At 58.5% G+C, this 26,488-nt stretch carries 24 protein-coding genes and 1 other RNA gene; 12 read left to right on the plus strand and 13 right to left on the minus strand.

The genetic code is table 11. From position 1 onward, the window contains the following. Window positions 1-523: 523 nt before the first annotated feature. From VH599_08525 to VH599_08535, 3 genes are all read right to left on the minus strand, one after another. A complete protein-coding gene (locus VH599_08525) occupies window positions 524-1,276 on the minus strand; it encodes a hypothetical protein (GenBank protein ID HEY7348346.1) in 753 nt (250 codons plus the stop codon). 865 nt (window positions 1,277-2,141) lie between these two features. After that, window positions 2,142-2,375: a hypothetical protein gene (locus tag VH599_08530; GenBank protein ID HEY7348347.1), complete on the minus strand. Its 234-nt coding sequence runs from the start codon at window positions 2,373-2,375 to the stop codon at window positions 2,142-2,144. 305 nt (window positions 2,376-2,680) lie between these two features. Beyond that, window positions 2,681-5,356 carry a hypothetical protein gene (locus tag VH599_08535; protein HEY7348348.1) on the minus strand — a complete coding sequence of 892 codons (2,676 nt, stop codon included), beginning with the start codon at window positions 5,354-5,356 and terminating at the stop codon, window positions 2,681-2,683. 46 nt (window positions 5,357-5,402) lie between these two features. Between VH599_08535 and VH599_08540 the strand changes: the two genes are divergently transcribed. Continuing rightward, complete coding sequence (locus tag VH599_08540) at window positions 5,403-6,950, plus strand: recombinase family protein (protein HEY7348349.1); 1,548 nt, start codon at window positions 5,403-5,405, stop codon at window positions 6,948-6,950. 240 nt (window positions 6,951-7,190) lie between these two features. Further along, complete coding sequence (locus VH599_08545) at window positions 7,191-8,369, plus strand: Xaa-Pro peptidase family protein (protein ID HEY7348350.1); 1,179 nt, start codon at window positions 7,191-7,193, stop codon at window positions 8,367-8,369. Between the two features lie 9 nt (window positions 8,370-8,378). Here VH599_08545 and VH599_08550 read toward each other — a convergent pair whose 3' ends face one another. From VH599_08550 to VH599_08580, 7 genes are all read right to left on the minus strand, one after another. Next, entirely contained in the window at window positions 8,379-8,645 is a 267-nt protein-coding gene (locus VH599_08550) for a hypothetical protein (protein HEY7348351.1), read from the minus strand. Continuing rightward, window positions 8,626-8,874 carry a hypothetical protein gene (locus VH599_08555; protein HEY7348352.1) on the minus strand — a complete coding sequence of 83 codons (249 nt, stop codon included), beginning with the start codon at window positions 8,872-8,874 and terminating at the stop codon, window positions 8,626-8,628. The genes VH599_08550 and VH599_08555 overlap by 20 nt, the downstream gene beginning before the upstream one ends. Further along, window positions 8,867-9,775, minus strand: coding sequence for a lipoyl synthase (gene lipA / locus VH599_08560; GenBank protein HEY7348353.1), 909 nt, complete (start codon window positions 9,773-9,775; stop codon window positions 8,867-8,869). Before lipA ends, VH599_08555 begins: the two co-directional genes overlap by 8 nt. A 169-nt stretch (window positions 9,776-9,944) precedes the next feature. Beyond that, window positions 9,945-10,991 carry a type I phosphomannose isomerase catalytic subunit gene (locus tag VH599_08565; GenBank protein HEY7348354.1) on the minus strand — a complete coding sequence of 349 codons (1,047 nt, stop codon included), beginning with the start codon at window positions 10,989-10,991 and terminating at the stop codon, window positions 9,945-9,947. Between the two features lie 22 nt (window positions 10,992-11,013). Then, on the minus strand, window positions 11,014-11,283 hold the full coding sequence (locus VH599_08570) for a metal-sensitive transcriptional regulator (GenBank protein HEY7348355.1): 270 nt from the start codon (window positions 11,281-11,283) through the stop codon (window positions 11,014-11,016). A gap of 169 nt (window positions 11,284-11,452) precedes the next feature. Further along, window positions 11,453-11,788, minus strand: a complete 336-nt coding sequence (gene trxA, locus VH599_08575; protein ID HEY7348356.1) for a thioredoxin — start codon at window positions 11,786-11,788, stop codon at window positions 11,453-11,455. A 115-nt stretch (window positions 11,789-11,903) separates the two neighbouring features. Continuing rightward, window positions 11,904-13,214: a glycosyltransferase 87 family protein gene (locus tag VH599_08580; protein ID HEY7348357.1), complete on the minus strand. Its 1,311-nt coding sequence runs from the start codon at window positions 13,212-13,214 to the stop codon at window positions 11,904-11,906. Window positions 13,215-13,457: 243 nt separating this feature from the next. Between VH599_08580 and VH599_08585 the strand changes: the two genes are divergently transcribed. From VH599_08585 to VH599_08605, 5 genes are all read left to right on the plus strand, one after another. Beyond that, complete coding sequence (locus VH599_08585) at window positions 13,458-14,603, plus strand: cysteine desulfurase family protein (GenBank protein HEY7348358.1); 1,146 nt, start codon at window positions 13,458-13,460, stop codon at window positions 14,601-14,603. 42 nt (window positions 14,604-14,645) lie between these two features. Further along, on the plus strand, window positions 14,646-15,827 hold the full coding sequence (locus VH599_08590; protein HEY7348359.1) for an aminotransferase class V-fold PLP-dependent enzyme: 1,182 nt from the start codon (window positions 14,646-14,648) through the stop codon (window positions 15,825-15,827). 186 nt (window positions 15,828-16,013) lie between these two features. Next, window positions 16,014-16,406, plus strand: coding sequence for a hypothetical protein (locus VH599_08595; protein HEY7348360.1), 393 nt, complete (start codon window positions 16,014-16,016; stop codon window positions 16,404-16,406). A 14-nt stretch (window positions 16,407-16,420) separates the two neighbouring features. After that, entirely contained in the window at window positions 16,421-17,395 is a 975-nt protein-coding gene (locus VH599_08600; GenBank protein ID HEY7348361.1) for an ornithine cyclodeaminase family protein, read from the plus strand. A 63-nt stretch (window positions 17,396-17,458) separates the two neighbouring features. Beyond that, a complete protein-coding gene (locus VH599_08605) occupies window positions 17,459-18,787 on the plus strand; it encodes a hypothetical protein (GenBank protein HEY7348362.1) in 1,329 nt (442 codons plus the stop codon). Window positions 18,788-18,804: 17 nt separating this feature from the next. Here VH599_08605 and VH599_08610 read toward each other — a convergent pair whose 3' ends face one another. Both VH599_08610 and VH599_08615 read right to left on the minus strand, forming a co-directional pair. Continuing rightward, window positions 18,805-19,317 (minus strand): hypothetical protein, encoded by a 513-nt coding sequence (locus VH599_08610; protein ID HEY7348363.1) that lies wholly within the window; start codon window positions 19,315-19,317, stop codon window positions 18,805-18,807. Between the two features lie 74 nt (window positions 19,318-19,391). After that, complete coding sequence (locus tag VH599_08615; GenBank protein HEY7348364.1) at window positions 19,392-19,961, minus strand: elongation factor P; 570 nt, start codon at window positions 19,959-19,961, stop codon at window positions 19,392-19,394. Window positions 19,962-20,203: 242 nt separating this feature from the next. On the opposite strand from VH599_08615, the gene VH599_08620 reads away from it, so the two are divergent. The 4 genes from VH599_08620 to VH599_08635 all read left to right on the plus strand — a co-directional run bounded on the left by VH599_08620 (window position 20,204) and on the right by VH599_08635 (window position 24,785). Further along, window positions 20,204-21,112: a lysophospholipase gene (locus VH599_08620; GenBank protein HEY7348365.1), complete on the plus strand. Its 909-nt coding sequence runs from the start codon at window positions 20,204-20,206 to the stop codon at window positions 21,110-21,112. 12 nt (window positions 21,113-21,124) lie between these two features. Then, the gene (locus VH599_08625) at window positions 21,125-22,558 is read left to right on the plus strand and encodes an HD domain-containing protein (GenBank protein HEY7348366.1); all 1,434 of its coding nucleotides are present in this window, start codon (window positions 21,125-21,127) and stop codon (window positions 22,556-22,558) included. 64 nt (window positions 22,559-22,622) lie between these two features. Beyond that, window positions 22,623-23,017: RNase P RNA component class A (gene rnpB / locus VH599_08630), an RNA gene on the plus strand. Between the two features lie 403 nt (window positions 23,018-23,420). Next, the gene (locus tag VH599_08635; protein ID HEY7348367.1) at window positions 23,421-24,785 is read left to right on the plus strand and encodes a glycosyltransferase family 4 protein; all 1,365 of its coding nucleotides are present in this window, start codon (window positions 23,421-23,423) and stop codon (window positions 24,783-24,785) included. A gap of 94 nt (window positions 24,786-24,879) precedes the next feature. Here the strand turns inward: VH599_08635 and moaC are convergent, their stop codons facing one another. After that, window positions 24,880-25,401: a cyclic pyranopterin monophosphate synthase MoaC gene (gene moaC, locus VH599_08640; protein ID HEY7348368.1), complete on the minus strand. Its 522-nt coding sequence runs from the start codon at window positions 25,399-25,401 to the stop codon at window positions 24,880-24,882. A gap of 435 nt (window positions 25,402-25,836) precedes the next feature. Between moaC and VH599_08645 the strand changes: the two genes are divergently transcribed. Beyond that, a partial coding sequence (locus VH599_08645; GenBank protein ID HEY7348369.1) for a hypothetical protein occupies window positions 25,837-26,488 on the plus strand: 652 nt, incomplete at its 3' end.

Here is a 26,488-nt window from a genome sequence, read left to right on the forward strand (position 1 = left end):
TTCATCGAGGCGGTGTACAATACCAAGCGGCTTCATTCAAGCTTAGGCTATCTGCCTCCGGCTGAGTTTGAAGCCGCTCAGATGGTATGTATTGCTGAGTTGACTTGATCCACTGGTCCGGTGGATGGGGTGCAGTCCAGAGGGTGCCGCATTCTTCTTCCTCACAAACCTGGAGGTGTCCAGAGGGGTCGGTCAAGGTCTCCGGGTTGCCCGCCACATAGCCATAACGATTCAGCCCGTCGAGGACTGTATCCTTCGTCGCTGGTGTCGGCTTATTAGGCTCGTCGATGAAATTTACAACGCTAAGATGAGGAAGCCAGCCTCTACCAGCCTTGGTGACAACCATACGTTATATCTGCTAACGAAGTTTAGCAGATGAAAACCAGACGAAAACCCAGCAAATATGTCTGCTAAGGTAAGCAAATTGGCCTGAATCCTCTATCTGCTAAGGCATGGCGTTGTACAAATTTGCGGTGGGCCTAATGGGCCGATATTACGTCCAGTCACACTCATTTTGGGTCCATCAGGGACGCATCCAGAGAAACCTCCCGTTGCGTCCATCTTCCGAGAGTAAGGCATATCCCACCCCGTTGCCTCCAAAGTTGATCTCATAGCGCATCCCCTCAGTATCCTCAGCGAACTGGAGGATTAACTGCCACTTTCCCTGGCCCGGATAAGGAAAGGCATCATAGTTGGGTGCGGGTACGGGGATTCCTCCAATCTTGTCCTCATGGAATGCTTCCCAGCGGAGATCCCACGCCGTTTGACGGTCTGGATCTCCCTCGCCCAAATAGTCTTCATCCTCTTCTTCCTCGTTCAAGTCTCCCTCAAATGGGTCCGGCCAAGGGGAAGCAAGTGCATCTGCATCCTCACCAGGATGGAGTTCAACCGCATATTCACAAGATATATCGGGATACTTATACAATGTTGGTCCTGCAGTCAGCGGGAGCGTCGGGCCAGTCCAGATGCCCGGTTGAAGAATCACGGCGTTTTCTCCCCTATCAGGGTTCTCGGTGGCAACGGTACGACCTGCACGAACCTCCCCCTTCATAAACAGGTCCGTCATAAACACATAGGCCATCTGCGCTTGCAAAGGGCCAAAGAGTTCAGAGTAGAGCGGAATTTGAGCAATGAACTGCATAGGTATGCCAATCAGGCTGCTCAGTGGCCATTGAGGTTCCGTAAGCCACACCGGCTGTCCACCAAATTTTATCACCGGTTCACGGATGGGAACCTGCACCTCCTGTAAGCTGAGTGAATATTTCTTCTTTGGCATTAGAACGAATCTCCTTCCCATCGCCTGGTTGCGAGGTACCACGCCACACGTCCCTTACCCTTCGAGCCGTTACTCAAGCGCGGTTCAGTTCCACACTGCTCCCAACTGTTAAATGTGTTTGGCAGTCTTAACAGCCGCCAAAAGTCACGATAAGTTTCTTGCCGCCTGAAGTCCGTGTTGCCTGGAATGTTACAAATATTTGCAGTCCTTTTATGCGATAAGAACCTCTGTCTGTCTTTGCCCCAATCTGGTAGAGTTTTAGTACTGCAGTGCTACTGAATCATAGCTCAGTCGCTCTGAAGCGCAGCATCTGTCTGTATTCCAGGGACTATCGCTGTTCAAGCGCGTGATTGTCACGAAACGAGGAGAGAAGGGCCTTCTCAGAAGAAGTACCGCTGTAGTATAAAAGGCATATTTCTGGACCTATTATACCTCCAGAAACCCATGCCCCCGCTTCCTTTCTTAATCTGTCTCGTATGTTCACCGAACCGAACCTGTGTCAGAGCCACTTTATGCGTCAGTGCCGGCGGATTGATAATCCTTTCTTTCGACACTTTCTCTTATATCCATTTGAGGATGAATTCCGTTACCCAAAAACCAACAGGGTAGTCCCATTGCCCCTGTTTTCCAATTGCGTCGTTCATCCTTTTTGGCAACCACATATATCCTCTCCTCGGCCCTGCAGGAGGTTGTCGCATTCCTGTCCACAGGGCATCTGGTATATGCGCAGCAACGTAACCCTTTGGCCGAAACATACCATTCCTGATCCCCCAACTGTGTGCCCATCTCTGACCATTCCTTCCAGCAGCATGGTCTATACGTTTATCAACACGCTGTCTGACACAGGGTATACCCCTTTCGTCCATTAGCAAGAGCGCATCGTTGCATCTATCAACAAACTGTTGCGCAAGCCGCTGCTCTGCAAGAGAATAGTCACTTTGCGGTAGTTGGAATGTGACGGGACCAAACTGCGTTTGCTTGATTGGGCCTGGATCACTTGGCCCACCACCACCACCACCACCGCCACCGCCACCACCGCCACCGCCATCATCACCACAATGACTCGTACAAGGTGGCGATTTGGGAGGGATATACCCATACCCCTTCAGTTGCCACAACTGGTCATCGGTCAGAGGTCCGGTCTGGTCCAGGTCTAGCTTGGGGGGATATGTATTTGGGATGCACACAGTTGCACAGAGCAGCGCCATCCCCGCAGGATCAAGCTCTTCACCAGCAGGACCCCCGAAGAGACTACCTTCAGGACCACCCCCCATGCGCTCTTCCGGCTCGTAAAACTCGTGTCCAGAGGGGTCGGTGAAGGTCTCCGGGTTGCCCGCCACATAACCGTAGCGATTCAGCCCATCGAGCACCGTATCCGCGCTGGTGAAGGCGCCGGCCAGCGGGTCATAATAGCGCGCCGTAGTAATCCAGCCCGGTCATGCTATCGGTGTGCTGCCCCGTGAAGCCATGAGAGCCGGGCATCGTCCCCGTGCTGTAACGAACCAGGCCATAGGGACCATACAACTGGCTCGCAGAGACGTTCCCACTGGTATCCAGCGCCTCGGTAAGACTGCCCAACCCATCGGTCATTACATAGAACAGCACCCCGTTGACCGCCAGGGCGAGGCCACCATAGTAGGTCGTGGTGGTCGTCGTCGTCCCGGTGGTGGTGATCTCTTCGAGGCCGCCCAGGTAGAGGGTCGTGGTGGTCGTCCCATCCTGCGTGGTCTGCTGCTCGATGCGGTGGCCTTCGCCATCATAGAGCGAGACCGCCGGGCAGCCCCAGCAGCACGGCGCATTCTGCCAGGCGGTCAGGCGCCCTTCGTGATCGTAGGAGAGTTGCGCCCCGGTGGGCGCGCCGCCCGCGCAGGTCGTGGCGCTGGTGGGCGCACGGCAGGTCATGTTGCCCGCCGCGTCATAGCTGGCGGTGTAGGCCGAGCCGATAGCGGTCGCCGCATGCGCATGGGCCACATCCCCATAGGTGTAGGCGCCCAGTGGTCCGCTGGTCAGCCGCCCCAGCGTGTCGTAGGCGAAGCTCTGGGTATACTGGGCGGTCGTCAGGCTGCCAGGGGTGATGGCCGTGCCGGTACACGGTGGAGTTCCCACGGACCCCGCCCAGGTTAGGCGGTTCTGGTCATGGTAGCAGAACTGCTGCACATCGGTCCCCTGGGCCAGCGTGGTGGTGAGCCCGATGACGTTGCTGGCGCTGTCGTAGGAGGGCGCCTGCTCAAAGAGCGTGGTCTGATCGCTGCTGCGCGTGACTTTGGTGTCGGTCAGGCGCAGCAGCAGGTCATGCGTGTGCGTCTGGGTATAGGTTCCCCCATTCAGGCTGGCGCTGCTAAAGCGTCCGGCGGCCCCGCTGGTTCCGGTATAGCTCAGGTTGCTCAGCAAGCTCGTCTGCACGCTGTCCTGCTGGAGGGTGACGCCAGCCAGCCAGCCCTGGGCGGTATAGCCCGTGGTGACCACGTCCCCATTGGGATAGGTCAGCGACAACATATCCCCAGCGTCATCGTAGCTGGCCTGGGTCGGGTAGCTGGTCCCACCGACCGTCAGCGTCGTCTGCGTCTCCTGGCCCCGCGCATCAAAGACATAACTGTAGGAGCCCGAGAGACTCTGCCCTGGGCCGCCGGTAAAGGTCTCGCCGGTGAGGCGACCCGCGCCTTTATTGCCATTGGCCGTGCTGTCGTAGCTGTAAGTGACAGAGGCTCCGGTCGGGCTGTTGGTGGTGTTGCGCCAGAGTTGCCGGTCCAACCCATCGTAGCCCGCGTAGATGGCGCCTGCGCTGCCGCGGGCATCGGTCGTTTGGGTGATGTTGCCATCGGCGTCGTAGCCATAGCTTTCCGTCCCGCGATCGGGATCGGTCATGCTCGTTTGCCGCCCGGCCATGTCATACTGGAAAGTGGTTTGGGTGGTCCCATCGGGATGCAGGATCTTCGTCAGGTTGCCAGTGAAATCGTAGGTGTACTTCGTGGTCGTATAGACCGCGTAGGTGGCCGGACTAGTGCCGGTATACTGCTGGGCATAGGTTGCGCGCCCCAACGCATCAAAGAGGACGCCGCCCTGATGGTTCAAGGGATCGACGCTCAGCGTCTGCACGTAGCAGGCGCTCTCCCCCGTGCCGGGTGCCGCGCAGACCACCGAGGTGGTCGCGGTCGAGGCGTGCGAGAGGGCATCGGTGACGGTCGTTGACCGCAGATTGGTGTAGGTGGCGCTCGTCCCCGGCTGCGTGCTATCGGGGATGGAGTAGGCCGCGGCGCCTGGCGCGCCGGTGTAGGCCGCGACGAAATACGCGATGCTCTCGAACACGGCGCGCCCGGAAGCATCATAGTAGCGGAAATGCACGACATCCTGCCCATTGGGCGCCGGGGAGCGCGTCTCCACCAGCCGCCCATAGCCATCATAGAAGGCGCGGACGGTGATCGTGGTGGTGGCAGTGAGCCGCTGGGTAGTGTCCACCTCGACACAGGGACTCTGAGCACTGCCTGCCGTACACCAGAAAGTGTAGGAGGTGGTCGTCGTCAGTCCGCTCGTCTCCCCCGGCAGCGTCAGGCTCGTCAGCCGCCCCAACCCATCATAGGTGGCGCTGGTGGTCTGCCCATTCAGATCAGTCATCGAGGTGGGCCAGAGGCCAAAGCCGCCTCCCGCGTTCTGGGTGTAGCCCATGCTTGCCGTCTGGTTGAGCGCATTGGTCATCGAGATCGGCACGACGGCAAAGGTGGTGTCATACGCCGTGCAGGTGGTGTAGGTCGCGCCGCCCACCGTGCAGCCCTTGTGCGCCGTGTCGCCCACGTTGGCGTCGGGATCGGTGGTGGTGAGCCGGTTGCCAAACGGATCGTAGGTGTAGGTGAGGCGCACCAACCCGCTCTGATCCGTAAAGGTGGGGGGCGTGCCACAGAAGGTATGCTGGTCCACGTTGGTAACCAGACCCTTAGTCAGCCCACTGTTTTGCCCCATGGCGCTCTGCCCATCGTAGCCCGTGCCAGTACAGCGATAGCGGTTCCCGGCGGCGTCTTCGACATCGCTGAAGACCGGAAAGTCAATCAGGTAGGTGCCGGTGGCGCTGGTGGAGGTGGCCGTCACCGCGTCATTCCACTCATAAGCCGTCTTCTGGATAATCGTCCCTTATATGGAGCGCCCCCAACTTATCAGACTCTTGGAAGCGGCAAAGCGCCGTGAGTTTGATGTGTTAGTCGTCACAGAAGTGCGTGCCATTTCGCGTCGCCAGGTCGAGGTTTTTATTATTTACGATCTGCTTCAGAAGTATGGCGTCAGACTGGAGACAACCAAAGAGAGATTTGAAGACGATGCAATGGGGAGGCTCATCTTAGGACTCCGGGCAGCGTATGCTGAAATTGAACGTGAACAATCCTACATGCGCATGCAGCGGGGCAGACGTGATCGGGTAGAGATCGGCAAAGCCCCGAACGGCCATTCTAAATGTGCCTACGGGTATGTGTTTGTCGATACCGAGCGTGAGGTAAAGGGACGGTACGAGCTAAATAACGCCATTGTACATGTAGACGCCTCTGGCAAAGCATGGACAGAATGGCGGGTAGCTCAGCATATTTTTGACCTGCTCCAAAGCGGTGAAAGCCTCGTGAAAGTCGCCGTCGCCTTAAATGACCTGGGTATTCCAACACCGATGAGGAAAACTCGTAAGGGAGAAATTGGGAAGTGGCTACCTGGAAGTATTGCCCTGATCGCCAATAATCCCATCTATATGGGTGAAGTATACGCCAACCGATATAAGTTTGTCAGAAACCCCCGATCCGGCAGAATGGAGTCAAAGCCTCGACCTCGTGACGAATGGATACGCTTACCCGAAGGCACCGCTCCCCCACTCATTGATCGCTGCCAGTTTGAAGCTGTCCAACAGCAGCTTGTTATCAATAGGCAAGAATCCCTTCGCAATAATCCTCATCCTAGAGAAGAGTTAGGATTGCTGCGCGCCGGATACGTCTTTTGTGGGGTGTGTAATCGGCGCATGTTCGTTGTGTATCCGGCTGGAGGGACTAAGCAGCAAACTAACAACCCTCCACGATATTCCTGCCATTGGGACAGAGGATTTCTCTCCACCCAGGGCAGACATCGGACGCAAATTCATGTGTCCATTGTTGATGAGATGGTGCGGACACGCATTCGTGAAGCTGTACAAAACACGGATTGGGTCCGGTTTCGGATTGCGGAGTTACGAAAGACACAGAAGCCTATAGTGTTCACCGAAGACATAGAGCAAACGCTCGAAAATGTACGCCGCTCCATGAAGAATTTGTACAGCTTAGCTGAACGCGCAACTGATGATGAAACCCTTGCTACCTTAACCGAACGGATGAACGAACTGGAGAAACAGAAACGCGATTTAGAAGGGATCCTGTACAGCGTACAGGATCAAGAGGAAGAAAACGCAAAGCTTGAGGCAGAGATTGTCAAATTTGAACAGTGGGCAGCGAATGTACGCCCGCTCTTAACCGACCCCTCGTATATTCCAACCTATATAGAGCTTCGTTTAGCAGTACGGATTCTAGGCATCAAAGCTGTTGTGTACCCGACGAAAGGAGAGTGGCCGTTTCGCTATCAGATTGATGTTACGGTGCCGGAGATTATGAGGCAGTTGCATTGTATCATTGCAGATGGATGCGCATACCTTACGCTCCTTTCGCCGGGCTGCGCTTGAAAGGGCTGTTTCTGAACCATCGCGCAAACCTGGTGTACTATCCGTGTTGCATAGACTATACCGCTCGTATTCAATCTCTCTCTCTCGTCGGTACCGCTTCTCTTGTGAGAAGAACGTGTAAGAAGCCATTACCGCGCTATTATATCTGGCAGCCGTAGAGGCGGGCAACTATGTGCTATCATACTCCCCAAATAGTAATAGACCTATCGAACGCTGGCGCGACGAGAAAGAGAAAGAGCAATGGATCAGGAACGCATTCAGCATGCCATTCGAGATGCGGGTTTCGATGGCTGGCTTTTTTATGACTTCCGCAAGTCGAACCTGCTGGCGTACCGGGTGCTGGGGCTGGATGAGGGCGGCTTCTATAGCCGCCGCTGGTATTATTTCATTCCCGCACAGGGGGAGCCAACCGCGCTTATTAGCTCGGTTGAGCCGCATGTGCTGCGCGAACTGCCGGGGCGACGGTGCGTCTTCCGCTCCTGGCAAGAGCTTGGCGCTCTGCTTGCCGAGACCTTGCAGGGAGCGCGGCGGCTGGCGATGGAATACTCGCCGATGAACGCGATCCCCACGATGGCGCGCGTGGATGGCGGCACGCTGGAGTTGATTCGCTCGCTTGATAAAGAGATGGTGAGTTCAGCCAATCTGGTGCAGCAGTTTGTGGCCGTCTTGAGCGCGGCGCAGATGGAGATGCACCGCGAGGCTGGCCGCCGCTTGATTGCCATCAAGGATGATTTGCTGCGCTCGATTGCCCAGCAGGTGCGCGCTGGCGCTGCGCTCACCGAATACGGTGTGCAGCAGGATTTTGTGGCGCGCATTCAGGCCGCAGGCATCGTTACAGATGGCGCGCCGATTGTGGCGGTGAACGAACACGCCGGAGATCCACATTATGGGCCATCCGCTGACGCGCCTACGCCGATTCGTGAGGGCGATTTGCTCCTGCTGGATTTCTGGGGGCATCTCCCGCAGCCAGGCGCGATCTTTGCTGACTATACCTGGACGGTCTTTGTCGGCGCGCGCGTGCCGGAAAAGCAGCGGCAGATTTTCGATCTGGTGCGCCGGGCGCGCGATCATGGCATCAGTTTCTTGCGCGAGCGCGTGGAGCAGGGGCAACAGGTGGAGGGCTGGGAGGTCGATCAGGCGGTACGGGATCTGATGACGGCTGAGGGCTATGGCGATTATTTCGTGCATCGCACCGGCCACAGTATTACGACGGTAGAGCATGGCGACGGCGCGAACCTGGATAATCTAGAGACGCACGACGAGCGCCTGGTTCTGCCAGGGACGTGCTGCTCGATAGAACCAGGCATTTATCTACCAGAGTTTGGCGTGCGCAGCGAGGTCAATGTGCTGGTCTATGCCAACAGCATCGAAGTGACAGGCGTCCCCATGCAGGAGGCGCTTATCCCCATCCTGGCGTAGCCCAGTATGTTACTTTCTCAGTTGATCGTACTCAGCATGGCTACCAATCCAGAACCAGACCCAAGCGTCCTCTTCCTGACGAGCAACGGCGCGGTAATGAATACCAATCCGCGCCGAATAACATAGACCCATCTTTGTCTGCACGCGCTCAAAGTTCAGGCCAGGATGTGATGGGTCAGCCTGGAAGAGTTCAAACGCTTTTTTGGCTTCGCGCTGAACAGAGGTTGGCAGCGCAGCCAACATCTTGCGAAACTGTTTAGTCGTTTGGGATTTCACGCAGCAGCTCATCCAGATCGCATGTCTCGCCCGCCAAATATTCTGCATGGGCTTCTTCAGCCAGGCGATCCAGCGCCTCAAGGGCGCGTGGATCGCTGAAGCGGTCCTTCCAACCGCGCTCAGCTTCCAGTTCCTCCAGATACCGCTGAATGTGAACTGCGAGCGCGGCTTGATCGTCTGGCTCAAGTCGCTCTACCTGTTCCATCACCTGGCGCAGCGTTTCAATCATGGCTTTGGTCCTCTCTACTCGCGTGGTCGCTGGACTCTTCAGCGGCTTTAGCCTGGTCCCAGGCGTGATAAGAACTGCGCACCAGCGGCCCGGCTTCGACGTGGCGGAAGCCCATCTTTTTGCCTTCGCGGGCGAACTCGCGGAACTCCTCCGGCTTGACGTAACGCTCAACGGGCAGATGCTTGAAGGAAGGGCGCAGATACTGACCGATGGTCACTATATCAACATCATGGGCGCGCAGGTCGCGCAGGGTCTGGATGATTTCATCGTACTCTTCGCCCAGGCCGAGCATAAAGCCAGACTTGGTGGGACGGTCAGGCGTGAGTTCTTTGGCCCACTTGAGTACCTGAAGCGAGCGGGTATAGATGGCCTGGGGGCGCACCCGCCTGTACAGACGCGGGACGGTTTCGATATTGTGATTGAAGACGTTGGGCTTCGCTTCCATAACGATGCGCAGGGCGTCGTAGTCGCCCTTGAAGTCGGGAGTCAGCACCTCTACCGAGCATTCGGGGTTGACGCGGCGAATCCAGCGGATGGTTGCGGCAAAGAGTGTTGCGCCGCCGTCGCGCAGTTCGTCGCGGTTGACCGAAGTGACAACGCAGTGACGCAGCCCCATCGTTTTGACGGCCTCGGCCACGCGGCGCGGCTCTTCCCAGTCAAGCGCCATCGGGCGTCCGGTGGCGACGGCGCAGAAGCCGCAACTGCGCGTGCAGACGCTGCCCAGAATCATGAAAGTAGCTGTGCGGTGGCCCCAGCACTCGCCGATATTGGGGCAGCGCGCCTCCTCGCAAACAGTGTGCAGCCCTTTATCGCGCATGAGCGTTTTGAGCGCGGTATAGTTCTGGCCCTGGGGCGTGTGAATCTTGAGCCATTCGGGGCGGCGTTCGAGTGTTGCGGACATAATGCACCTCTTTAAGCTGGGAATCGCGGGCTGAGGAGGAAGCGCTGGTTTGGTCTAGTCTTATGTGGAACCACACAGGCTTCTGGGCCTCGATAAGACGCTATCGAACGTATTGTACAATAGCGGCTTCTGTCCGGCAACCTGGCAAGATGTGCCTGTGCTGCCTGGGCTATTGCGCGGACCAGAAGCGGCGCAGTAGAGTATCATCGGGTGTGGGAACGTAGGAGCGCAGCAGGCGACACCTGGCGCTTTCGGTGTTTTCGATGCGATAGAAGCCAAGGGCTGCGGGCAATACAACGGTATCGCCTTTGGCGAGCGCGAGCGGCTCATCCTGCCCGGCGCTGAGTCTGCACGCGCCATCGAGCAGCGAGAGAATCTGGCAACTGGTGTCGTGGGTGGTCTCCGTCAGCGGCCCCCCGAAGGCCAGTTCTTCAAGGACAAAATAGCGGCAGGCCACAAGACATCGCTGGAGCGTCCCATCAGGCGCGTCGTTGAGCACGACGGGCTGGACCTTGTGAATGGGTGTCGGTTCATAGTCCATGACATCGAGCGCCTTGTCCACATGCAGTTCGCGGGGCTTGCCTTCTGCGGTCAGACGGCCATAGTCATAGAGGCGATAGGTGACATCGGAGTATTCTTGTAGTTCGTAGAGGATGATGCCCGCGTTGATAGCGTGGACCGTTCCGGCGGGTACAAAGACGACATCACCAGCCTGCACCGGCTCTTCATGCAGCAGCGATTCCAGGGTTACATCAGCAATGGCCTGGCGCACTTCATCGCGGGAGGCGCTGCGGCGCAGGCCGTGAATGAGCGCCGCGCCAGGGTCGGCGTGGAGAATGTACCACGCCTCCGTTTTGCCCAGCTTGCCGCCTTCGTGCTGGCGGGCGTACTCATCGGAGGGATGCGTCTGCACCGAGAGTTTGTCCTGGGCGTCAATGAACTTGGCAAGCAGAGGGAAGCGCGGGCCAAAGACCGCCAGCGCCTGTGTTCCCAGCAGCGGCTCGCCCAGTTGCGCGACCAGATCGCCCAGGCTGCGCCCCTGGTAGGGAGGATTGATGACCTGGGCGCCTGTTTCGGTCTCCCAGGATTCCCCCACTTTAGCGCCAGGCGGCACGACTTTCCCGGCATAGCGGGCCAGGTTCTGGCCGCCCCAGATAGTTTCATGCAGACTGCTGCGCAGGTGCATGGGACGCAGCCCTGCACCGGATGGCGTCATCGGCGCGCGCTCCTCACCAGGATCAGGCGATCTTGTTGATAAGCTGGACGGCCCGACTGATGGCGCTTTTGGCCTGTGCCGGGGGCATCTGGCTTAAACATTCGTCCACATGATGCTTGAGGATTTCAGCCGCTACTTTATCCATCGCGGAGCGGGCAGCCAGTACCTGGGTGATCACGTCTTCGCAGTTGCGCTGTTCGTCGAGCATGCGGATAATCCCGCGCACCTGGCCTTCGATGCGGCGCAGCCGGTTACTTATATCGCTGTCGTTTTGTTCTTCAAGTGCGGCCATAATCCAAGCTATTTTCTGCTGTAATGCGCTGTAATGCAAGGAATGGGCCAGAGGCGTCAGGATCGGACGCGCTCCAACCAGGCGTGATAAGGGTGCGCCTGACTGGGAGGGCGCATCGCAGCAGTGTGTAACGAAACCCTCCCAGTCAGGCAAGGCTGTTTCGCGTGTGCTACGCGGTAGCGAGGACGCTTTCGATAATACGCTTAAGCGCCGTCGGCCCTCCGTAACCGACCATGCGGTTCACTTCGCGCCCATCCTTGAAGAAGATGACGGTGGGAATGCCCTGAATGCCGTACCGAACGGGGGTCTCCGGGTTATCATCAGTATTCATCTTGGCGAAGCGCAGCTTGCCAGCGTATTCTGTACTCATCTGCTCAAAGACCGGCGCCATTGCCCGGCAGGGGCCGCACCAGGGCGCCCAATAATCAACGATCACCGGCTCAGGCGACTTCAGCACCTGCTGCTCAAAGTCCTGATCGGTCACATTCACGTAAGAACCCGCCATGAAAGAACCTCCTACTGGCGAACTGGCTCCTGGTTGTTGTTTCTGCTTCCAGAGAGATTCCAGATACCCTCCCTGGGTATCTTTAGCATAACATCGAATCGTTGCGCTGTCAAGCTCAGCCATGAACAGCTTTGCGCCTGGCGGGCCAGGAACGTTTCCCCTGGACGGCTCGCACAACGGCGCCGATCAACAGGGCATTGCGGATGGCAATCACCGTAAGAAAAACAGGATTGGTGATCTGGTGGCCGACATGAAAGTACACGTGATAGAGAACCGGATAGATGAGCGTGGTCAGGATGCAGATGATAAGCCAGATCAGATCAAACCCCGCCACATAGGCGACCAGCGGCAATATCCAGATGAAATACTGCGGACTCAGCACTTTATTAAAGACCAGCGCCAGCCCGAGGGCCGCTACAAATGCCTGCCCAGCCGAGAGCTTGCCGCGCCAGACGCGCCAGTAAACCAGGAAAGAGCCAGCCACCAGCCCCAGCAGCGAGAGCGACTTGAGCGCATTCTCCAACGGCCCCACGATATTCAGCGATCCAAACGAGACCACGCCCTGTATGGGAAAGCCGAAGAAGCTCCCCACCCAGAGCAGCGATCCAGGGGCCGACTCGACCTGGATGGGCCGCGCCAGGTTGTAACTGAAGACTGAGGAGGCTTCCTGTGGGTTGATGAGCAGGGGCAGACCAAATCCCAGCGCCGCCAGGAAAACAAAGATACCAGCGCCCTTGATGAGCGACTTTCCGCGCTGCCAGAGCGCGCGCAGTTGCTCTGGCGCAGCCGCGCGCGTCGGCGTCGAGTCGCGCCATTGAGCAGCCAGCAGCACCGGCAGCAGAAAGACCGGGTAGAGTTTGAGCAGCGCCCCGATGGCAAGCAGGCTATAGGCCCAGGAGTAGCGCTTTCGTTCCGCCAACAGCAGCGCGCCAAGGGTCGCCAGCGCCGGAAGCAGATCGAAGCGCATCAGGAGTGTCGCCAGCGTACCCACCAGCAGATAGAGCGCGTAGACCAGCGCCTTGCGATGTGAGACCGCACGCGCCAACCAGAGATACGAAAGACACATGATAAGCCCCATCCACCCGGCAAAGGCCCAGTAGTACAGCATGCTGGAAGAAGGAGCGAGCGTAAACGAAAACGGGATCAGCGCGAGCGGCGGATACTCCTGGGGAAACTGATGAAAAAGCGGCGGCTGTGTCCAGAAGGCCAGCGCGTACTGATGGTATTCCTTGACATCGCCCAGCGTAAGATAGCCAGGGGACCAGATAAACGCGAGGATGAGGCTGAGGATGCCCGCCAAACAGCAGACCTCAAAGCCAAGGAGGAGCCACGCAGGTTTTGCCCTTGATGTCTCATCGGTTGCCTGGTCTGCTGGTGAAGGCAGGAGATGTCGCTGAATCGCCTCTTCCGGCGGTGATGAATTCAAGCTCGGATTTTCCTTCCGGTTCTCTGATCAAAGAACGTGTTCGCTGTGATTTTATCATAGCATGTATGAAGGCAGGACTGTGGGCCATCAGCGCAACGCTATCCGGCCAGTAGCAATGTGGGATGCGGTATTATAAACTTATGTTACACTGTGCGCGGTGGTAAACTTGCCTGGCGTCTTGTTGCCAGGGTTTGCCTCATTTCCAGGGCTGAAGTCTGGCAGGCAACGAAAGCAGGGCGTTTGATGGCGCAGCCGGTATATCTTGACTATAATGCGACAACGCCGCTCGATCCCTCGGTGGCGGCGGCGCTGCGTCCCTATCTTGAGGAGCATTTTGGCAACCCTTCCAGCAGCCACGCCTATGGGCAGAGGGCGAAAGCAGCGGTAGATCGCGCGCGCGAACAGGTCGCGGCTTTGTTGGGCTGCGCGCCTGATGAAGTGATTTTCACCAGCGGCGGCTCCGAGAGCGATAACCAGGCGATCAAAGGGGTTACTTTTGCTCAGCGCGAACGCGGCAATCATCTGATTACCAGCCAGATCGAACATCCGGCGGTGCTGAATACCTGTCGGTATCTTGAAGCGCGGCATGGCTTTCACGTGACCTATCTTCCCGTTGATGACAATGGGCTGGTAGACCCGGCAGCAGTTGAAGCGGCGATCACGCCCCGGACTATCCTGATTACAGTGATGCACGCCAACAACGAGGTAGGCACGCTGGAGCCGATTATCGAGATCGGGCGGCTGGCGCGTCAGCATGGCATTGCCCTGCATACCGATGCAGCGCAATCAGTAGGGAAGGCGCCGACGCGGGTGGATGAGTTGGGCGTGGACCTGCTGACGCTTGCAGGCCATAAGCTCTATGCCCCCAAAGGCATTGGCGCGCTCTACGTGCGACGGGGAATGGTTCTGGACCCGCTGATTCATGGCGCGGGACACGAAGGCGCGCGCCGGGCTGGAACTGAAAACGTACCCTATATGGTTGCTTTGGGCGCTGCCTGCGCGCTGGCGAGTGAGCAGCTTGCTCAGCAGACTGAACGCTGGCTGGCCCTGCGCCAGCGGCTGCTGGTGGGGCTGGAGGCGCGCGTCGGGCCGGTAAAAGTGAATGGACACCTTGAGCGACGGCTGCCCAATACACTGAACATCTGTGTACCTGGCGTGATTGGAGAAGAAGTCCTGGCGCGAGCGGCAGGCGTGGCGGCCTCAACCGGCTCGGCCTGTCATGCCGGGCTGACCGAGCCATCGCCGGTCTTGCTGGCGATGGGGATTGAGCCAACGCTGGCCCTGGGCGCACTGCGCCTGTCGCTGGGCCGCTGGACTACTGGCGAAGAGATCGATAACGCTGTCGCGCAACTCAGCGAAGCCATTCTGACGCTGCGCAAAGGGGCGTAAGTGTCAATTATCTGAACATAGAAACGAAGGGGTTTTATTCCTATGAGTCTGGATGTTCCCGCGAATCCTACTTTGCTGCATCCTGAACTAGAGGCGTACCGCGCCGAGTTTCCCATCTTGCAGCGCAAAACCTATCTGAATAGCTGCTCGCTGGGCGCGCTCTCTCAGCGTTCCATTGATGCGCTGCACCGCTTTACCGAGAACTGGAATGAATACGGGGCGCACGCCTGGTATAAGCTCTGGCTGAACGAGATCGCGGCGGTCAAAGAGAAGTTTGCGCGCGTGATTGGGGCCAAACCCACAGAGGTCGCCATTGCCCCCAGTGTTTCTGCGGCGGTCAGCGAGATCACCAGCGCGCTCGATTTTAGCAAGCGTAACCGCGTGGTGATGGCCGATATGGATTTTCCAACGCTGGCCTATCAATGGCTGGTGAAGCAGCGCATGGGCGTTGAGGTGGATTTTGTCGAGAGTCCTGATCGTATTCATGTGCCGCCGGAACTGCTGATTGAGAAGATTGATGAGCGGACCGCCCTGGTGGCGTCCTCGCGTGTCTTTTACACCAGCGGCTATATTCAGGATGTGGCGGCGCTGGCCGAGGCTGCGCACGCCAGAGGCGCGTATGTGCTGATTGATGATTACCAGGGGACCGGCCAGATTCCTATTGATGTCCACGCACTCGATATTGATTTTCTGGTGACAGGTACGCTCAAGTGGCTGATGGGCGGGCCAGGGCTGGCGCTGGTGTATGTGCGCGAGGGCTTGATTCCGGCGCTTCAGCCGACGATGACCGGCTGGTTTGCCAACCGCGATCAGTTTCAGTTTAACACCCGTGAGTTTCATTTCCGCGAAGATGCGGGCCGCTTTGAGTCTGGTACACCGGCGCTGCCCACGATTCATACGGCCAGCGGCGGCCTGGATATGGTGCTGGAGATCGGGGTCCAACGCATCTATGAGCGCACGCGAGCACTGACCAGCGATCTGGTCGAGCGAGTGAGAGCAAAGGGCTGGGCGCTGCGCAGCCCACAGGAAGCGGATCGGCGCTCGTCAATTGTGATGCTGGCCCTGGACCGGCCCGAAGAGATTGTGGAACAGTTGGTGGCACGCCGCTTTATCGTCGATCACCGTCCTGGGCTGGTGCGTGTCTCACCCTATTTCTACAATACGATAGCCGAGAACGCGGCCATTGTGGAAGAGATCAGCAGGATTCTGGCCGCGCGCGCATAGCTTACGATACTCTCTCTGCCCGTCAGGAGCGATGGGAGAGAAGTCTTAACAGAGTTGCATCAGAGCAGTAAACATGGCACAATAGGGTGCAATACCTGGGTTAAAGAGGGGTTTCTCTCGTTTTTCTCTGGAACTCTGTTACTCTTGTTCTTATCGCAATCCTGAAGCTGTGAGGAGGTCGCTGCTATGGTGTGTCCAGTTTGTGGAGCGTCTCATGGGGCTGCTGAGAGCTATTGCCGCCGCTGTGGCGCGGATGTGACCATTCCCAGTCGAATGATGGTTCCGGTGAAGTCGGCGCTTCCATCTCTTCCAGAGCGGCCTGGCCGCTCCATGACCCCGGCGAAGGCGGGGGCCAGCATCGTGGCGCTGGGTGTTGTCTATGAACTGCTGCGTTGGGGGCTGAAGCTCTGGCTCAAAAAGCCAGTAGGGCGCAGTTTGCCCGCGCTCACGGCGCTGCCTACGCTCGGCAATCTGCTCAATTTGCACAGCGGAGAAAGGCCGCAGGGTCGCCTGCCGAAAGGCTATCATGTGACCGAAACGATCATCTATATGCAGCGGATCATCAGACCAAAACGGTAGAGGGAAGCAGCCTTATGGCATTGGTACTCAAGGAAGCGGATGTCGAGCGTCTGCTGACGATGCCGGATACAATTGCTGCGCTGGAGACGGTTTTTCGCCAGCAGCATCCGACGGCGGGCGAGCAGCAGGCGCTCAATCGCCCGCGCGCCCGCCTTCAGCCGCCGGGAGCGATTCTGCATTTCATGACGGCGGCAGCGCCAGGGCTGGGGGTGTATGGCTTCAAAGCCTATACGGCGGCGCGGCCAGGGGTGGTGCGCTTTGCGGTGCTGCTCTTTAGCACCGAGGATGGGCGTTTGCTGGCGCTGATCGAAGCCGATAAGTTGGGGCAGATGCGCACAGGCGCGGCCAGCGGTCTGGCGACACGCTACCTGGCGCGGCAGGATGCCACGTCGGTTGGCATCGTTGGCGGCGGATGGCAGGCGCGCTCGCAGTTACAGGCCGTGTGCGCAGTACGCTCTGTACAGACTATTCGCGCTACAGGGCGCGATCCAGCGCGGCTGCGGGCCTTTTGCGATGAGATGAGCGCGTCGGTTGGTGTGTCGGTGACACCTGTTGCAGATGCTGAGGCAGCCGTTCGTGATGCGGACATTGTGATTACGGCGACGAGTGCTAAAGAGCCGGTGGTCCAGGGCGATTGGCTGAAGCCAGGCGCGCACCTGAATGTGATGGGGTCCAATTGGGCCAATCGCCGCGAGGTGGATGAGCGCACGATAGCGCGCAGCGACCTGATCGTGATCGACTCCAAAGAGCAGGGCATGCTAGAAGCGGGCGATCTCTTGCTGCCCATGCAGCAAGGGCTGCTGAGTTGGGATCGCGTGCATGAACTCCACGAGGTAGTTGCGGGCGCGCTGCCTGGCCGCCAGCGGGCGGAGGAGATTACGCTGTTTAAGTCGCTGGGGCTGGCCCTGGAAGATATAGCTGCTGCGGCGCATGTCTATCGGCTGGCGCGCGAGCGCGGGGTTGGCGAGGAACTGGCGTTTCTGTCCTGAAGCCTCCTTGCTGAGAGCCTCCGAGACAGCAGGCGGATAAAAATATATGAGCAGGTATCTTCCATGAGAGAGCATGCGTCCTGGCGGCGTCGTGTATCTGGTTGGCTGTTGATGGGATGTTTGGGGTGGTTAGTCGTCTTGTTGGCGAGTGGCTGCGCAGCGGGCAGCGCGCTCTCCTGGGAGCGCATCGGGCCAGATACGCAATCTGTTGTCTCGCTGGCGCTGCTGCCTCGAAATCCCCCAACTATCTTTGCTGGCAGCAATGGTCATGGTCTTTTTCGCAGCATGGACGGCGGGAAGACCTGGGCGGCGGTGAATACCGATCTGCCGTCAGGACTCGCGGTCAACAGCATTGTCCTGGACGAGACACAGATCGGGGTACTCTACATTGGCACAGATGCAGGCGTGTTTCGCAGCGACAGCGATGGCGAACACTGGCAAAGCGCGTCGGTGGGGTTGCCAGGGGGTGTGGATGGGGCCGTCACGGCCCTGCTGCTCGATCCTGATGATCCCATGACGCTGTACGCCGGGACGGTGCATAAAGGTCTGTATATCAGCCATGACGAGGCTAAATCCTGGAGCGCCAGCGCCCAGGGCTTGCCAGCGGGAGCGACGGTTCACGCGCTGCTGGCGGAAATCAAGGGGCAGAAGCTGCGCCTGTTCGCTGCCCTGGCAGGCGCGGGGGTCTATCAATCCGGCGATAAGGGCGCAAGCTGGTCGGCCAGCAGCAGCGGGATACCAGCAGGGGTTGATGGATTGAGCCTGCTGGATCAGCCCTCCGATCCAGGTGGCCTGTATGCAGGGACCAGCGCGGGTATCTATCGCAGCACTGACGACGGGGCCAGTTGGAAGGCGGTGAACGCTGGCCTGGGACAGCCTCCCGCCCAGGTATTTGCCCTGGGGCTGAACGATCAGCGGGCGCAGTTTCTCTACGCGGCCACCAGCGCGGGCGTCTATCGTTCGGTGGATGGCGGCACGGAGTGGGACGCGGTTGCCACCGGCATGCCGCCAGACCATCCGGCGGTGGCGCTTGCCATCATGGGGAGTGCTGCAAGTATCGGGACCATTTATGCCGCCTCCGGGCAAACCTATCGCTATCCCAACACCGCCGGGTCAGTAAGCGGGCAAATCTTCACATTTGCGATCCTGGGGATACTCGCGCTGCTCTTTTTCTGGCTCTTCCTCCGACAACGCCGCCTGTTGCAACGCCTGACGCCACCACCGCCGGATCAGGCCCGGCAATCTGGCAGGGAGCCAGGCCAAATTGGCCCGCAGCGCGCCAGCGTGAGGCGAGTAAACACTGGAGGGGCTGCCGAGGGGAGCAACCCCGCAGGGGCGCCTGGGAAAGATGAGGAAGGTTCCGAGGCCGCTGAGAGCGGCGAATCTCACTGAGAACGCCTAGCAACCTCTTAGTGATGAATCCCGTTGATGAAGCTGACGATCAGGTAGAGCAGCCAGATTACGGCCATTGTCGCCAGGAAGGTCGCCAGCACAAGGCCGTAGCAGCCGTAGTTGCTGCGGCGACGAATCTCCAGCGCCTGGCGAAGCTGCTCGTCCATATCAGGGGGGTCAAGCTCGATGTCAGGCTGCACTTCAGTGAGCCGGGCGAGCAGTTTGCGGAAGTCTTTGACGTTGGACATGCCCTCGGCAACAATGATGGTATTGCCATCAGTCAGATCGAGCATTAGCATCAATTTGCTGGGGATATGCTCGCCGGGCATCAGGACCAGCCGCTTGATAGCATCGAAGTAGTAGGCGGTTTCTTCGCCCTCTTCATACGCTATCGCCACCAACCGATCATGATAGAGCCGCAGTTCTTTGGCAATGCCATATCGCACGATACTGAGTGGTGGTTCTATCGTCATCATCGCCGCCCCAGGAAGTGGCTCATCCCCCGAATAGTGTGCTGTTGTTGCCTGCATGAACGGTCTTTCTCATGCGTTGGAACACAGAGATTATAACACTTTAAGCGAAACGATTCAGATCGGGGAGCAGGTTATGCGGGCTGCACGCGCTCGATGTACGCGCCAGTCCTGGTATTTATTCTGATGACGTCGCCGGGTTCCACAAAGAGCGGCGCCTCGACCCTCACACCCGTTTCTACTATCGCCATTTTCCGCCCACGCCCGGTATACTCGCCAGAAAGGGTATCGGATGTGTCAGTGACGGTTAAGTCGAACGAGTTGGGGAGATCGACGCTCACCAGTTCGTCTCCCGCTAAGATACCCTCAACTACCACACCTGGCTTCAACAGCCGCCCGGCCTGACCAAATCGCTCTGGAGGAAACGCAACCTCCTCGTAGGTTGCGGGGTTCAAGAAGAGAAAATTCTGCCCGTCTTGATAGAGGTAGTCGCAAGGGCGGTGTTCACCAGACAAAAGCTCTACCTCTTCTCCGGCGCGCAGGCGAATTTCTCGCTCCTCGCCGGTTCTGAGCTGTTTGAGTTTGATGCGAATAAAAGCGCGCGTGTTTCCTGGGCTAACGTGGTGAAACTCAAGAATTCTATGCCAATCGTTCTGATAGCGCATGAGCATATTGTTGCGCAGCTCGGATGGTGTTGCCCGCATGGAGTTTCCCCCTTCCCAAGCAGAGAAAAAGCGGCTCGACTACCTTCGTAATCACTCCCAATTAATTCAGTATAGCATACATCCAGGCGCTGTCTTGCTTTGTATAAGCTCTTCTTTGTATACCCTTCTTTGCAAAAACAAAGCGAGAGCGAATTGTTGTCATGGCGTGCGCGTGTTACAATGGCTGGGCAACAGGCGGAATAGCTGGGAGAAGAGGGTCCGCCGTTGGGGAGGATTGCCCTATGCAGGTGACGTATCGCGCCGATTCCGAGGGCGATTGGGGCAGTGCTGCGCCCGTCGCTGACATCGAAACGACGCAAGAATGGTTGACGATGAGCGATGGCCCGCGCCTGTTTTGCCGGGTCTGGCGAGCGAGCAGCCCGGCAACGGTGCTGATCTTGCATGGCCTGGGCGCGCATAGCGGCTGGTTTATTGATATGGGCAATGCTCTGGCGGAGCGTGGGCTGAATGTCTGGATCGTCGATCATCGCGGCTTTGGCCGGTCTGAGGGGCCGCGTGGGCATGTGACTGATTACCACCGCTACCTTCAGGATAGTGATGCTGTGGTAGATGCTATCCACGCTGCGCAGCCGGGGACACGGCTGGTTCTGCTGGGACATAGTATGGGCGGCATCTTTGCCACGCATTATGCGGCGGCCCATCCAGAAAAGCTGGCCGGAATGCTGCTGCTGAACCCCTGGATTAAAGATCAATCCAAAGTATCGGTGGGTACATTGCTTGAGGTCGTCATTCGTGGTATGTTCAGGTCGTCACGCCTGTTTCCGCTGGCCGGAGGCGCAGATGTGATGACAACCAATCCCGAAGCGGTAAAACTGCTGAACGCTGACCCTTACTGGGTCCGCGCGGAAAGCGCCGCCTTCCTCTGGCAGATTACGCTGATGCGCGGCAAGACACTGAGCCAGGCGCGCCGCGTGACGCTTCCGGCGCTGGTCCTTCAGGCAGGCCAGGACCGCTCTGTGGTTGCCAGTGCTTCAGAAAAGGCGTTCCGCAGGCTTGGCAGCGCCGATAAAACCTGGAAGACGTACCCGACCTACGCGCATGACAGCGAATTTGAGCCTGATCGCAGTGCGCTGGATGATGATATTGCCAATTGGATCAAGGCCCGAAATGGGCAGCCGCAATCAGTATAGAATCACATACCCATGCTAGAAATAATTCTTCAGTTAGCCAGGGTCTTCCAAGATCATGGTAAGCAAGTCTATATGGTTGGCGGGACGGTGCGCGATCTGTTGTTACAGCGCGCGGCCAGTCCCGACGCCGATCTCACTACCGATGCCACCCCTGACGAGATCAAGCGGCTGGTGACTCCGCTGCGCCCCAAGGCCGTCGTGCTGGTGGGCGAGCGGTTTGGCACCGTGCGCCTGTACTTTCGACGTGAAGAGCATCTTCCGGGCGCTTCTGGCGAGGAGCAAGCTGACGCATCGGCCAGCGACGCGCCAGCCGAAGACATCATCGAGATTACGACCTTCCGCACAGAACGCTATAACGCTGACTCGCGCAAGCCGGAAGTGGCTTTTGGGACGGTGCTGGAAGAAGACCTGCTGCGCCGCGATTTTACGATCAACGCCATCGCGCGCGATCCGCTGACAGGCGCGATTATCGATCCCTTTGGGGGCCGGGCCGATCTGGAGGCGCGGCTGCTGCGGGCGGTGGGCAATGAACCCGAAAAGCGTTTTGATGAAGACCCGCTGCGCCTGCTGCGCGCGGTGCGTTTTGCGGCGCAGCTTGATTTTGCGCTTGAGGAGAGAACTGCCAGGGCCATTGTGAATCAGGCTCAGACGCTGGAGAAGATTAGCCGCGAGCGTATCCGCGACGAGATGAATAAAATCTTGCTTTCGCCGCAACCTGTCCTGGGGCTGCGCCTGATGGTTGATCTGGGCCTGATGCCGTGGGTGATTCCTGAAGTGTTGGACCTGCGTGGGGTGAGTCAGCGCCCGGCGCATTCCAAAGATGTCTATATCCATACCCTGCAAGTGGTGCAAAATACGCCAGCGCGCCTGGTCACACGCTGGGCAGGTTTGCTGCATGATATTGCCAAGCCGCGCACGCGTACCATCGAAGATGGCAAGGTGCATTTCTTTGGGCATGAGGATGTGGGCGCGCACATGGCCCGCGATATTCTGCGCCGCTTGAAGTTTGATCGGGAACATATTGAAGCCGTCAGCCTGTTGGTGCGTATGCACATGCGCTCGAACGCCTATACCAGCGATTGGACAGACGGAGCGGTGCGGCGGCTGATGCTGGAGGTGGGTGATCGCCTGCCTGACCTGCTTGATCTCTCGCAGGCCGATATTACCAGCTACCGCCCGGAGAAAGTCAGCCGCGCCGTGGCGCGCGTGCAGGAACTGCGCGGGCGGGCGGCGTATCTGAAGGAGGAAGCCGAGCGCGTCCCCTTGAAAAGCCCGCTCGATGGGCGCGAACTCATGGAACTGTTTGGGCGCGGGCCTGGCCCCTGGCTGAAGCCCATCAAAGAGCATCTGCTGGGGCTGGTCATTGATGGAAAGATGGCGCCCGATGATAAAGTGGGCGCCGCTGAAGAAGCGCGCCGCTTTGTCGCTGCCCACGACGAACTCTAACCATCAGCGAGCCGCTCGGTGCTTGACGAAACGCTATACAAGATGTTATATTTGCGGATGGGCCTGAGCAAGCAAGACAATCGCGGTCGGCTTCCAAGTCGTCTGAGGAAAGTCCGAACTCCATAGAGCAGGATGCTGGATAACGTCCAGCGGGGGCGACCCCAGGGAAAGTGCCACAGAAACATACCGCCCGGCAACGGGTAAGGGTGAAATGGCGAGGTAAGAGCTCACCAGCAATCAGGTGACTGGTTGGCTGCGGTAAACCCCATCTGGAGCAAGGCCAGACAGGAGGAATGGCGGGATCGGTTCGCCGGTTGCGCCTGCGGGTGGCTCGCCCGCGCCACCTCCGGGTAGGCCGCTGGAGACGGCGGGCAACCGCCGCCCTAGATAGATGATTGTCATTTATCGCTGCCGTAAGGCTCGATAGAAACAGAATTCGGCTTATTGCTTACTCAGGCCCACACAAGGCGACCTCTGTTTATGAAAGAGGGCCATTTTTGTGATGGTGGGCTTCGCTCCTCAGGTTTTGCTCTTACCCCTGGTGCTTTCGCCCGCACTGGTGGCACGCTTGCGCGATCACAGGCACAGATATTGCGATAGAAGGTTCCTGTGCATGCCTGTTCACCTGCTAGCCACCCAATACGCTGCCCGATCTGTCTGATAGGGGCGGCTCTATTGATGCATCGGTTTCATGTGCTGGCGTTGCGCGCTGGGCGCAGGTACACCTGCGATGGTTGCAAAAGGCACGCAAGGATCAGACGCATGCCGCCGTCCTGAAAGCGCTCGTCTCATGGGGAGACGAAGCTGGTGAAGAGAGGATGTGGTGGGGGTGCGCTTTCAGGCCCTACTAGGAGGAGTTCATATGCTGAAAGAGTCATCCCAGTGTGATGCTCTGCCGAAGCACCCGATTAAAAAAGCACTTAGCCCAATCCTCACCCGTCCCCCCGTCGCCTTTCTGGCAAGTTTCCCGCCGCGTGAATGCGGAATCGCTACCTTTACCAACGATCTGGCCGAAGCCATTGATAGCGCCAGTCAGCTTTCCCAGCCGAGCCAGGTCATCGCTATCAATCCTGGGGGGCCTCAGTATACCTATGGGCCTCGTGTTCGCTGGACGATTGAGCGAGATGACCCGGAGAGCTACCGACGGGCGGCGCGCGCCATCAACCGCTCGCGTGTGCAGCTTATCTCCATCCAGCATGAATATGGGCTGTTTGGTGGGGAATATGGCGAGTACCTGCTCTCGTTCATGCGCGCGCTGGAGAAACCCGCCGCGCTTACGATGCACACTGTTCTGGAGCATCCAGACCCGGCGATGCAACGGGTCACGGAGGAACTGGCACAGGCAGCTTCAGCCGTGGTTGTGCTGGCGGAGCGTGCCAGGGTGATTCTGTCGGAGTATTACCCGCGCGTTGATTTGCAGAAAGTACACTTTATTCCTCATGGCACGCCCGCAGTGGCCTACGAGGCGCCTGCGCGCTTTAAGAAGGCGCTCGGCTTAGAAGGGCGCACGCTGCTTGCCACCTTCGGGCTGTTGGGGCCTGATAAGGGTATTGAGTATGCGCTGGGCGCGCTGCCAGAGGTGTTGAAGCGGCATCCCGACGCGCTCTATCTGGTGCTGGGCGAGACGCATCCCGAACTACGCCGCCACAGCGGCGAGTCCTATCGGGAGTTGCTGGAAGCGCGGGTGAAAGAGTTAGGGCTGCAAGACCATGTACGCTTTTACAAGCGTTACTTGAATAGAACCGAGTTAGTCGAGTTTCTTCAGGCGACGGATATTTATGTGATCCCCTATCTGAACCCCTACCAGATTGCCAGCGGCACGCTCTCCTATGCGGTTGCCAGCGGTAAAACCGTGGTTTCGACCCCCTTCATTCACGCTCAGGAGTTGCTGAGCGAGGGGCGTGGCATGCTGGCGCGGTTCCGCGATAGTGCTTCGCTGGCAGTGGCCATCAATACTCTGCTGGATCAGCCAGCATTGCGCGCGCAGATGGAGCGGGCGGCCTATAGTTATGGAAAGCGCATGCACTGGTCAGCGGTAGGGCGCTCCTATTGCCGCTTGTTCCAACGCCTGGCGGATGTGTCCTCCGAGTGGCTGGCTGAGCCAACGCGCGCGTCGGCGCATGTGGGGGTATTGAGTCGGCGGGCGGTCCCATCCTTGCCAGGTAGCTCCTCCAAGCGCCCTGGCCGCAGTGTAGCGGGCAGCGGAGAAGCTTCCCTGGTGCTCTAATCCCATTCCGATGCAGACTATTTGTAGGGCCGCCTTCCAGGTGGCTAAACAATTTGCCGCCTGGAAGGCGGCCCTACAAACTCTCCCAGGCGGCTCAGGGCGCTGTGTCTGATGGCGGCTCCACTGGAGGTTCCTCAGCCGCTTCAGCGCGCTCGAAGACCCCACTCTTGCCGCCACTTTTGCGCATCAGGCGTATGTTGTGGATGCTCATCCCCCGATCTATAGCTTTACACATGTCATAGATCGTGAGGGCGGCGGCGCTGACGGCTGTTAACGCCTCCATTTCGGCGCCCGTCTTGCCAACAGTGCGCACGGTGGCGCGAATATTGACGGCGCTGCGGGTTTCGTCCAGGTGAAACGCCAATTCGACCCCCGTTAAGAGCAGGGTGTGGCACATGGGGATGATCTGGGGCGTTTGTTTGGCAGCCATGATGCCTGCTATCTGGGCCACCGCCAGCACGTCCCCCTTGGCGATCTGTCCCGCCCGAATGCGCGCCAGGGTTTCTGGCTGCATGTGTATCTCGCCCTCGGCGATGGCTTCGCGGGCAGTATCGGCTTTCGCGCCCACGTCCACCATGCGCGCCCGGCCAGCTTCATCAAAATGGGTGAGTTCCATAACGTTCCCTCTTTTTCTACGAGACGTTTTGGAATGATAGAGTGGTCACACACCAGCATGAACTATCCCACATTTTATGCTCTGGCCGGATATGGTTCCACCAAACATGAGGGGTTGGCAAGCGAGATGTGTTACTTGTAGCGCCGCCTTCCAGGCGGCCAGCAACTAGCCGCCTTCCAGGCGGCGCTACAGGTGGTCCCCGCTTTTTAGTGGAACCGCCGGAGATGCGGGGCTGGCTGTGCGGGCAGAGGTGAAGTACAATGAATGCGCGATACAGAACAGAGGGACATGCAGGACCGATTTGGGGCGCGTTTCCGCTTTTTGTGGGGCGATGCAGAAAGGTGATGTGGCGGGCGGAGCCGCGCTGAGTCCCGGTAACACACAAGAGCGATAGATATGCAAAGATTCGAGAGATTGGGGGACACAAGGGCAGCGATGAACCAGCCAGAAGGGACACTTGCCCAAAGAGGCAAGTCAACAAACCCCATCAGTCGGGCGCAACCTGTTGAACCAGATGCCGCGTTTGCTGGATTGGAAGCGGAAGAAGGGCATGAGGCGCTTCCCTGGCGCGGCCAGACGGTTGAGCAGGTCAGTAAGGATTTCGTGCTGACACAGGTGGACCCACAGCAGCCAGAGGCGCGCGAGCGGCTCTGGAAACGCAATAGCAGTGGACGTTATGAAGTTCCAGAGGCGCATCTGGTGCTTGGTATTCGGGCATTTGTGGCGCGCGGTGATCGAGAGCGGGTGCGCCAGTTAAGCGAGGTCTTGCTGGATCGCTGCCAGGGCGAGTTTCAGCGGCGCTCGCTGGGCCTGCGCCACCGGCCAGACCTGATGGAAGATGCGATGGCGGGCATGGCGGAGCAGTTACTCCGTGAGGCGCAAGACCCGCGCGAGGAGTTTATGATTCTGAACTTTACGCATTATCTGCGCTGCCTCTGCGCGGATAACTTTAACGCAGTGCTGCGTCAGGAGGGGCTGCGTTATCGGCGGGATGAAGAAGGCCGCCCGGCAGGCCGCCCAACCCATGTGCCTGCCGCGCTGATGGAGCGTATTCATACAACACAAGACGAGGATGAGGGTGGGATGG

The sequence above is a fragment of the Ktedonobacterales bacterium genome (genome assembly GCA_036557285.1).
Classification (GTDB): domain Bacteria; phylum Chloroflexota; class Ktedonobacteria; order Ktedonobacterales; family DATBGS01; genus DATBHW01.